The 9,692-nt window shown below is 72.6% G+C and carries 9 protein-coding genes; 1 reads left to right on the top strand and 8 read right to left on the bottom strand.

From position 1 onward, the window contains the following. Positions 1–19: 19 nt before the first annotated feature. From ACFWPT_RS40085 to ACFWPT_RS40115, 7 genes are all read right to left on the bottom strand, one after another. The gene (locus tag ACFWPT_RS40085) at positions 20–811 is read right to left on the bottom strand and encodes a PIG-L deacetylase family protein (protein WP_380487928.1); all 792 of its coding nucleotides are present in this window, start codon (positions 809–811) and stop codon (positions 20–22) included. A 406-nt stretch (positions 812–1,217) separates the two neighbouring features. After that, entirely contained in the window at positions 1,218–3,278 is a 2,061-nt protein-coding gene (locus ACFWPT_RS40090; RefSeq protein WP_380487913.1) for an ABC transporter ATP-binding protein, read from the bottom strand. Positions 3,279–3,318: 40 nt separating this feature from the next. After that, entirely contained in the window at positions 3,319–3,831 is a 513-nt protein-coding gene (locus tag ACFWPT_RS40095; protein WP_159398604.1) for an NUDIX domain-containing protein, read from the bottom strand. A gap of 2 nt (positions 3,832–3,833) precedes the next feature. Further along, on the bottom strand, positions 3,834–4,346 hold the full coding sequence (locus ACFWPT_RS40100) for an HIT family protein (RefSeq protein ID WP_363377527.1): 513 nt from the start codon (positions 4,344–4,346) through the stop codon (positions 3,834–3,836). Then, positions 4,343–4,819: a GNAT family N-acetyltransferase gene (locus tag ACFWPT_RS40105; RefSeq protein WP_380375003.1), complete on the bottom strand. Its 477-nt coding sequence runs from the start codon at positions 4,817–4,819 to the stop codon at positions 4,343–4,345. Before ACFWPT_RS40105 ends, ACFWPT_RS40100 begins: the two co-directional genes overlap by 4 nt. 164 nt (positions 4,820–4,983) lie before the next feature. Beyond that, on the bottom strand, positions 4,984–5,466 hold the full coding sequence (locus ACFWPT_RS40110) for an NUDIX domain-containing protein (RefSeq protein ID WP_380487915.1): 483 nt from the start codon (positions 5,464–5,466) through the stop codon (positions 4,984–4,986). 157 nt (positions 5,467–5,623) lie between these two features. After that, positions 5,624–6,997, bottom strand: a complete 1,374-nt coding sequence (locus ACFWPT_RS40115; RefSeq protein ID WP_380487917.1) for an NUDIX domain-containing protein — start codon at positions 6,995–6,997, stop codon at positions 5,624–5,626. Positions 6,998–7,688: 691 nt separating this feature from the next. Here ACFWPT_RS40115 and ACFWPT_RS40120 point away from each other — a divergent pair. After that, positions 7,689–8,273 (top strand): DinB family protein, encoded by a 585-nt coding sequence (locus ACFWPT_RS40120; protein ID WP_380487919.1) that lies wholly within the window; start codon positions 7,689–7,691, stop codon positions 8,271–8,273. Positions 8,274–8,700: 427 nt separating this feature from the next. Here the strand turns inward: ACFWPT_RS40120 and ACFWPT_RS40125 are convergent, their stop codons facing one another. After that, entirely contained in the window at positions 8,701–9,132 is a 432-nt protein-coding gene (locus ACFWPT_RS40125) for a DUF5958 family protein (RefSeq protein ID WP_380487921.1), read from the bottom strand. Between the last annotated feature and the right edge of the window lie 560 nt (positions 9,133–9,692).

The following is a 9,692-nucleotide window of genomic DNA, read 5'->3' on the forward strand; positions in this document are numbered from 1 at the left end:
GGGAGGGCGGTTACCGGCATCAGGGGTTGAGTGATGGTGTCTGTCGGTTCGTCGGGCCGATCCCGCCCGGAGTCGGGGAGTGCCGGGACGGCGCGGTGAGCGACGTGTAGTGCTCGGTTCCGAGGATCCGGTACCTGACGTCCTCGGGCAGGCGGGCCAGGATTCCGGGGAGCGGGCGCTCTGCCTCGACTTGGCTGCGGTGGGCTGTGATCGCGGCCCATTTATGGTCCAGCCACTGGCGTACGTCGCATGTCATGTCGGCCCGGGTGTCCGGGACGCTCAGCACGGATTTGCCGACCCGGTTCAGGAGGGGCCCGAGGTCGGCGATCGCCGAGTGGGGGTGGGTGGCCAGGTGGACGGCGGCGGGCTGCCAGGGTTCCCCGGCGTCCGGGTAGAGGTGTTCGAGTCCGGAGGCGGCGATGGCCAGCAGGGTCGCCCGGTGGGTCTGCCGGTGGTCCGGGTGGCCGGTCAGTTGCCCGTAGGCGTCGTGGGTCAGCACGATGTCGGGCCGAACCGCTCGGATGTGCCGCACGATGTCCTCGACCACGCGGTCGACGGGAGCGTCGCACAGCCGCGGCCGGCCGGGGGCGGATTGCGGGACGCGGGCGTCGGCGTAGCCGAGCATCCTCGGTCCGCCGGCGCCCAGGATGTCCAGGGCCTCGGCGAGTTCGGCGGCGCGGTGGCTGTCCTCGGCCCAAGTGACGGTGACGACGGCCGTCCGGGCCCCGGACGCGGCGTGCTGGGCGAGGGCGCCGCCGACGAGCAGCGATTCGTCGTCCGGGTGCGCGAGCACGGCGAGCAGGGACGGCAGGGGTGGCACGGCAGGCCCTCCCTGTTCGGCCGGCGCCGGGCGAGCGGCTGGTGACGGCTGCCCGGGGCGGAGGCGGGCGGCGAGGGCGGCCATGTCGGTGGTGAACCGGTCCGCGAGGTCGACACCGGTCTCCTGGGCGATGACCATGAGCGAGAACAGGCAGTCGGACAGCTCGTGGCCGATCGCCCCGGCACTCGCGGCCACGTCGGCGCGGTGGCCCTGGTGGGCCATGACCAGCTTCGCGAGGTCGCCGACGTCGCCGGTGAAACCGAGGACGAAGTCCGACAGGCCCCAGGTGCGGCCCAGCTTGCGCCGGTTGATCTCGTCGTAGAGGTCGCGGACTTCGCCTGCGGCGGCGCACATCTCGTCCCAGGTGGGCATCGGCTGCTCCGTTTCGGGTGCGTGGTCAGGCGGGATCGGCGGCGGGTGCGGTCGTGTCCCGCTGGTCAGGGATCTCGGTGGCGTACTGGCGGGCCTGGAGGAGGTAGGAGGAGCGGTAGCCGCTGTTCGGGTCGGCCATCAGCTGCGCGTGGGTGCCCTGTTCGGTGAGCCGGCCCTCGCGCAGGACGTAGATGAGATCGGCGCCCGCGGTGGCGGCGAGGCGGTGGGTGATCAGGATGACGGTCAGGCCCTGGTCGGCGAGTTCGCGGATGCGGGTGAACGCGGCGATCTCGGACTTCGCGTCGAGGGCGGAGGTGGGCTCGTCGGCGATCACGAGGTGGGTGGGGCGTCCGCCGGGCCCGGTGGTGGTGGCCCGGTGGTGGGTGCGGGCCATGCCGACGCGCTGCCACTGGCCGCCGGACAGCTGGACGCCGCCCTTGAAGCCGCGGGCGGCGAGGGTGTCCCAGCCGTTGTCCTGGGCGTCGATGATCGGGTGCAGGTCGGCGTAGTCGGCCGCGCGCTTGAGCAGGGCCGGGTCGTCGCCGTGTTCGGGTCGGCCGATCAGGACGTTGGCCCGCAGGGTGAGCGGCCACTGCTGGAAGCCCTGTTCGAGGACGGCGGAGGAGGCGAACAGCTGGTCCCGGTCGGCGGTCGCGGCATCGACGCCGTCCCACAGCATCCGGCCGGCATCGGGCAGGTAGAGGCCGGTGAGGATCTTGACGAGCGTCGACTTGCCGGAGCCGTTGTCGCCGACCAGGGCGACGACCTGCCCGCGCGGGATCCGCAGCGTGATGTCGGACAGGGCCGGGCTCGTGCGGCCGGGGTAGGTGAAGGTCACCCCCTCCAGGGTGATGGCCGCAGGGCGGTGCGGGAGGTCGGTGCCGCCGGCGGGGATGGCGCGCCGGTCGGCCTCGCGCTGGAGGCGGTCGAGGTCGGTGACGAACAGGGCCTCCTCGTACAGGTTGTTGACGGTGCCGACGAGGGAGGTGATGTCGGCGGCGCCGGTGCGGATGCCGACGACGGCGGTGCCCGCGACGGCGAGCGCCATCTGCCCGTCGTGGACGAGCCAGCCCAGGACGGCGAAGGTCGCGGCGGCGGCCAGCTCGGAGAGGACGGAGGCGAGCAGGGAGGTGGTCGCGGTGGCGCGGGCGAGGCGGTTCTGCTCCTGCTCGGACGCCTCGGCCATCGCGATGTAGTGGCCCAGGATGAACGGGCCGATGGCGTGGACGCGGACCTCGGGCGCGGCGTGCGGCTGGGTGAGCAGCTGGGCGAGCAGACTGGCGGCCCGGTGGTGCTGGAGCCAGGCCATCACGGAGCCGTAGCGGCGCCGGGCGGAGCGGACCGCGCCCCACCCCTTCGGCGCGGCGATGAGCACCAGCATGGGCAGCAGCACCGGGTCGAGGGTGAGCAGGACACCGCCGGCGGCCACCATGCCGAGCAGGGCGGTGAGGACGGCGATGCTCTGGCCGATCAGGCGCCGCACGGCCGCCGTGCCGTACCTGGCGGACTCCAGCAGTCTGCTGAACTCGGGGTCCTCCACCGCGGCCAGCTCCACACGGGCCGCGCGGCGCAGGTAGGCGACGGTCGCGGCCCGCTCAGTCTTGGGCTCCAGCCGGCCTCCCGCCCAGGAGGAGACCACGCCCAGGATCGCGGACAGCGCGGAGGCGCCGCCGATGGCGAGGGCGGCCGGCAGGGCCGCGCGCAGCAGTTGGTCGGTGCTGCCGGAGGCGAACAGGGAGGCGAGGGCGCGGTTGGTGGCGAGCAGGCCGAAGGCGGCGGCCAGCGCCCGTCCGGTTTCGGCGACGGCGATGGCCACCAGGGCCACCCGGTCGGCCTGCCAGGCCAGGCGCAGGGCGGTGCGGAGCATGCCGGGGATCTGGCGGGCGACCGTGAGGAAGCTGATCCTGAGCATGGTCTGCTCATGGGAGGTGAACCCCCAGTCGGGGAGCAGCCGTCCGCCGAACAGGAACTGCTCACTGTCGGAGACGTGGTCGGTCGGCGGGGGTTCGGACGGCGGCGGTTCGAACGGCGCGGGTTCGGCCGACGGGGGTTCGGACGGCGCGGGTTCGGACGGACGGGACTTCAAGCGCTCTCCTCCACGGTGCGGTTGAGGCGGGGCGGGGGCGTCATCCGGGTTCGCCCGGCCGGCGGGGTTCTGAGACGAGGTACTCGGCGACGCCGGTGCGGCGGGCGGTGAGTGAGGCGCGGAGCGTGCGCAGTCGGCGCGGGGTGACGATGCGCCCCCACTCCCCGACGGTGCGGACGGCGTGACCGCTGTGCTCGGCGGGGTCGGGGGTGATGCGTTCGAGCTCCTTGTCGGTGAGCCGGCCGCCGTCGAAGGTCACGCCGATCTTCCAGGGCCACGGCGGCTCCGGCGGGGTGAAGGAGAGCATCAGGAGGCGGGGGGCGTCGTCGAGGGCGGCGGGGACGAAGCCGATCTCCTCGGCGGTCTCGCGCAGCGCGCACGTCCACGGGTCCTCGCCGTCGTCGAGGAGGCCGCCGGGGTACTGGTATTCGCCCGGGTGGTGGACGGAGGTGAGCAGCAGCGGCCGGTCGTGGCGGTCGGTCAGGAAGACCCCGGCATAGGAGATGCCGTGCGGCAGGGTGGGGACGAACCGCTCGGGCGGGACGAAGACCACGGTCAGGCTCCTCGCTGGTCGTGACGGCAGGGGTGGCCGAGCCGGGTGCGCAGGTCGGCGGCGAGGCGTTCGGCCCGGCCGGGGTCGTCGGGCAGGACGCCCGAGCCCTCGGCCATCAGCGCGTGGAACTGCTGCTGCTCGTACGGGATGCCGGGCGGTAGGGCGGCGATGTGCCAGTGGACGTGGGCGTTGCCCTGCATGCTGCCCAGGCTCAGCACGTAGAGGCGCTCGGTGGGGACGGTCGCGGCGAGCGCGGTCGCCACCCGGTGCACGACCAACTGCAGGGCGAGGTACTGGTCCTCGGTGAAGCCGCTGATGGTGTCCTCGACGTGGGTGCGCGGGGCGACCAGGAGCTTGCCGGGCAGGGTGGGGTAGCGGTCGAGGAAGGCGACGTGCACGCCGTCGTCCAGGACGATGCGGTGTTCGTACCCGGGCTCACCGGCGAGCATCGAGCAGATGAAGCAGGGTCCGTTGCGGGCCCGCTCGTTGTAGGCGTCGAGGTCGAAGGCGGTCACCGCGTCCAGCCTTCTGCACCGGGGCGCAGCGCCATGTAGCCGTCGACGGGGTCGAATCCGAGGGTGCGGTAGAGCGGGGCTCCGGTTTCGGTGGCGCGCAGCTCGATCGATCCGCAGCCGCTGTGCCGCAGTGCCTGGACCAGGGCGGTGGTGACGGCGCGGGCGTGCCCGCGCCGTCGGTGGGCCGGGTCGGTGGCCACGGTGTGGATCCGGGCCCACCGGCCGGTGGGGTGGGTGGGGCCGCGGTAGCCGCGGTAGACGATGCCGATGGCGCAGGAGGCCAGCGTGCCGTCGTCGGCGGAGGCGACGTAGGCGAGCAGGTTCGGGTCGGTGCCGAGCCGCTCGCGCATGTCGTCGCGGAAGGTGGTGCGCCAGTCGTCGGTGAGCCGGGCGCCGTCGAGCACCGCGACGCGCAGGCGCAGCAGTTCGTCGGCGTCCTCGGGGCCGGCGGGGCGTACGGGGGATCCGGTCATGCGGGACTGCCTCCGGGGTTCGGTGGGTCACTCGGGTGGTTGTCGGGGGAGGCCGAGGCGGACGAGGCGGACGCGGTGTGTCGGTCGGTGCCGCCGTCGGGCCTCTGCACGGCGTGGTAGGCGTACGGGATCCGGCTGGGGTGGGGAAGGTGACGGTGCCTTCCTCAGCCCTGGACCAGGTCGCGGGGGTCGGACCCCTCGGCCCAGCCGTGGGTGGAGAACCCGCGGCCACCGGACAGGTACGCGGACAGGGCGGCGTGGGAGGACGGGAACATCGGCAGCGGAAGCCCGTTCTCGGGCGACCACACCACGGCGAGGTGCTTGCCGGGCTCGGTGTTCGTCAACTCGCCCTGCCAGGCGGTGGCGAGGAACACCGACAGCAGGAACGGGCCCTTGCCGTCCCAGCCCTGGCGGACCTGGATCGTGTGGACCAGCCGTAGGTCGTGCGGGTCGACTTCCAGCCCCGTCTCCTCCGCCAGTTCACGGGCGGCGGCCTCGTCCAGGCGCTCGCCGACCTCGACCTTGCCGCCGGGGATCGTCCACACCGGCGTCGTGCTCCAACTGTTCGTCGCGTAGTTGATCGTCGCGACCCGGCCGCCACTCCGGTCGTGGACGATGACGGCCACCGCCTGTCGCAGGCTCTCCACAGCACTACCTCCAAGGACGCTTGATCAAAGGGGACTTGGGGACTTCACGGGGCCGACTCCGGTCCGCGCAGCAGCTCCAGGGCGGTGCGGGGTGAGCTGGAGCATCACGCGCACGGGTCGGCTGGGCGGCCGGCGGGGCCGGCGGGGCCGGGCCGGGTCACGAGGCCTCCCCGGTTGGCTGGTCGGCCGCTGCGGCGAGCAGCGGCAGGTAGTGGTGCAGGTAGGGCGGGACCTTCAGATCGAGCACCTCGTCGAAGGGCACCATGCGTACGGCCAGGCCCTCGTCACCGAGCCGCAGGTCGTTCTCGGGGCCGTCCCGGACGGCGTGCAGGACGCGGGTGAGGGGGAGGCCGAGGTCGTGGTGCGGGTCGGGGAGGGTCCGCAGCCCGGTGATCTCGACGCCGGCCTCCTCGCGGACTTCGCGCACCGCGCTCTCCTCGGCGCTCTCGTCCCCCTCGCGCCAGCCGCCGATCGGAGTCCAGTAGCCGGGCCAGGCCATGCCCGGCCTGTCTTCGCGCAGGTGCATCAGCAGCCGGCCCGCGCGGTCGGTGACGAAGACCAGGACTCCCTCGAAGTCGTCGCCGTCCGGGGCGGGGCGCTCCAGGTAGAGCGGGATGCCACAGCGGTGGGCGCGCAGCACCTGCCGGAGCCGCTGGTAGTGGGCGGGGGTCATCCGGGAGCGCCAGTCGTGGGCCGTCTCGAACCGGAACTCGGTGTGCTCGGCCGGATCGAGCCGGATCCGGGCCTGCTGCTCCACGGTCAGCGTGCCGCCGTCGAACACGTAGCCGGCGACCGGGACCGGGTAGTCGGCGTCGGCCTGCGTGTGGATCACGGCGACCAGGCGCCGCCGGAGCACCTGCGGGTTCTCCGCGGCCAGGTCCAGGCCCAGCTCCTCCCGGGCTTCGCGCAGCGCGGCGTCGAAGGGGCTCTCGCCGTGCTCGACGTTGCCGCCGGGCATGTTCCACACGCTCGGGTCGATGGTCGAGCGCATCCCGAGGACGCGGCCGGCGGGGTCGGTGACCAGGAAGGAGCCGTAGGCGCTGGGCCGGGCGATGGTGGTCAGGTAGCCGCCGACCGGCCGCCAGCCCGGGATCGCCAGACGGCCGGTCAGCCACTCGATCACCGCGCGCTGACCGTGGCTGGTCGTGGGCAGCCGGTCCGCTGGAGCCCACTGGTGATCGTCGTGGTCGCCGGAGAGGACGACCGGGGTGCCCTCCGGAACGACGGTGGCGAAGACGAACTGCCGTACGCGCCGGCCGTTCGGGTCGGTGAGGTCCAGGCTCCGCGCGTACTCCAGCGGCAGCCCGGCGAGCCCGGTCTGCTCGGCCAACTCCCGCGCCGCGCCCGCCGCCACGGGCTCGCCGTCCTCGTGGCCGCCGCCCGGGTACTCCCACAGGCCGGGCAGGACGTCGTGCGCGGCCCGGCGGATCATCAGGATCCGGCCGCAGGTGTCGCGGACCACCACGCCGACGCCGATCTGTTCGGCGCCCTCGCGGAAGGCGAGGCCGGTCAGCATGTCGAAGTCGATCACCGGGTGGACTCCTCGGTCTCTCGGGCGGGTGCGTTCCGCCGGTCGGTGCCGGTCTTCGCCACAGCTCCTCCGAACACCGTCGGCGCGCGGGCGCGCAAGTGTGCTGGAAGAAGGCGATCCGACGTCCAAGTTTCTTTCTGCGGACCTGAGTTAAGGAACCTCCCAGAGGTTGGCGGTCTCCGATGATGGTGCTGTTCGAGCGCGGCGTTCAAGCGGATTACCTCCGGGCGAGCCCGGGTCGAACGGGGAGGTTTCGAGCACCTCCGGGCGCGGCCGAGGGCGTCCTCCAACTGGCCGCGGACGGGCTCGGACAGGGGGCGGAGCCCAGCGCGCAGGCGGCGAGAGCCTGTTCGAGCCCGGCCGTCAGACCGGCTTCGAGGCGGTCACGGACGCCCGGGCAGCCGAGGAGGTCGCGCAGCGCGTAGCCGTCGCCGGATTCACCCGTTCGGATGGCCGTCGACCGCTGGCCGTCCACCTCCACACCGCGGCGCAAGGCCAGGGAAAGCAGGGCGAGGGGGCCGGCGATGCCGTGTGCTTCCCTGCCGAGTTCTTCTGTTCATTCATCAGGGCAAGGGCCCGGACCAACGGATGCGGAGCGATCGGTCCCGGCTTCCCGTAGTGCCGGTTCCTCGTCGGCTGTCTGTCGGGCCCGGGCCGGTCTCACGGACCGTGCATGGCAGACTGCGTCCCCGTGATCGATGAATTCGCCAAGGAGTACTTGCACAGCGATCTGCGCGATGTCCGGGAGGCGCTCGTCTGGAAGCTCGACGGGCTGTCCGAATACGACGTCCGCCGACCTCTGACCGGCTCGGGCACGAGCCTCCTCGGACTGGTCAAGCACCTCACGAACATCGAGTACCGGTACTTCGGCAACGTCTTCGACCGCCCGTGCCCGGAGCCGCTGGGCCGATGGGACGACGAGCGGCTCTGGGCCGAGGCGATGTGGGTGACCGAGCACGAGACCCGCGAGGAGATCATCGGCCGGTACCGCCGGGTCGCGGAGCACTCCGACGCGACGATCGACGCCCTCACCGTCGAGGCACCGGGCTACGTGCCCTGGTGGCCCCGTCCCGACGTCACATTGTTCAACGTCCTGGTGCACGTGCTCACCGAGACCAACCGGCACGCCGGGCACGCCGACATCCTGCGCGAGCACCTCGACGGCGCCACCGGGACCGCGTCGGGCCACGCGAACTCGCAGCCCGACGCCGCGTTGCGGCAGTCCCGGTTCGCCGAGGTCGAACGGGCCGCCAGGGCGGCGGTGGACACGCCCTGACCAGGATGCGAGCCCGTTCAGGCCCGGGTGACTGATGCTGGTCGATCAGGTTTTGTTCGCGTGGTGTGCCGGTGGTGTGTGCGTGTGGGCCGGTGCCGTCAGATGCCGGCCCGTCTGGTTGCTACCAAGCGTCTCCAACCGAACACCGCTTCATCTCCCGGAGCGAGCCAAGTACATCCTGTCCTCCAACTTCCCTGCGGGCGTGACGATCAGGCGGTGTGAACGGCGGCGATATTCCCCAGGGGTCGTCTCGCCGTAATTGCCCACCCTTCGGGCCCCGGCTCAGCGGCCAACCGCCCGGGGTGAGTTGTGGGCGGGGCGCCGATCGTGTGGATGTGCGAGACGATCCGCAGCGCCTGTGTGACAGGGATCGTGTCCTGGCCGCAACATGGGTGGCTAGGACTTCATTTGGATCATCATGCCGCATCTACGGCCTCTCGGCTGCGGGAGGCAGGTTGTGCCACGCGTGTCCGCAGGCGCCTTTGTAGTACGTCTGCCTGCGCCGGGTGTCGGCGACGGAGAACACCGAGACGAGGACGCGGAACGCTTTGATGTGTTCGTCGGAGGGCAGTGCTGCGAACCCATAGCGAGGCGGGTCCATGCAGATCATCACCGCAGGGTTAGCCGTGGGCTTCACACCGGACTGGGCAACTCCTGCGTGCCCGTCTGCGGCCGTGATGTGCGCCTGCATCGCGTAGCCGGCGACCTCTTGCAGCACAGCCTGCCGCCCTTCCGGGGAAAGGGCTGAGAACCAAGTTGTCCCGTCGTCCAATGTGCGGAGGCCTTGTGCGACTTCGTTGACCACCCTCCCGGCTTCACGTCGAATGGCTCGCTCGTCGTCACCGCTGGTCCCCAACATTGTCCGATCATTCCACGCCGGTTCGGCGGCTGTGGAGCGGGTCGTGGACAGCGAGTCCGCTGTCCGGCTCGGTTGGACGCTGGGGGTCAGCGCGCCCGCTCCCACGGCGGGGCTGGGGATCGCCGACGTCCAGGCGGAGCGGGCCCTGCGTCACGCGCTGGCCACCGGTGCGGCCGCGGTCCGCCACCGTGAGGCGGTCGGGCCGAGTGTTCACGCCCTGGTCGTTCCCGAGGACGCCGGCGGGCTGGACCGTCGGCCCGCCCGGCATCGTGCTGCCGGGCTCGGCGCCGGGCGCCGAGCACCACGGCCGGGCCCGCCTCGCTGGTGATGCGCGCTGGGAGGGTCCCGGCCCGGGGGGGGCTGGGCAGTCCGATCGCCGCCCGGCCGACGGCCGAGGGCCGAGGGCCGCGGCGGCCGCCGTGGCCGTGGCGGAACCGGCGGAGGCGCCGCGCCGGGCCGTGGCGGAAGGGGAGTACGTCAAGGTGCGGTGGTCGTCACGGACGGCACACTGCACCGGGTGTCGGGCGCCCGAAGCGGTGCCCCCCGACCGGCGGCGGCCG

The organism is Kitasatospora sp. NPDC058478, from assembly GCF_042720345.1.
Classification (GTDB): Bacteria; Actinomycetota; Actinomycetes; order Streptomycetales; family Streptomycetaceae; genus Kitasatospora.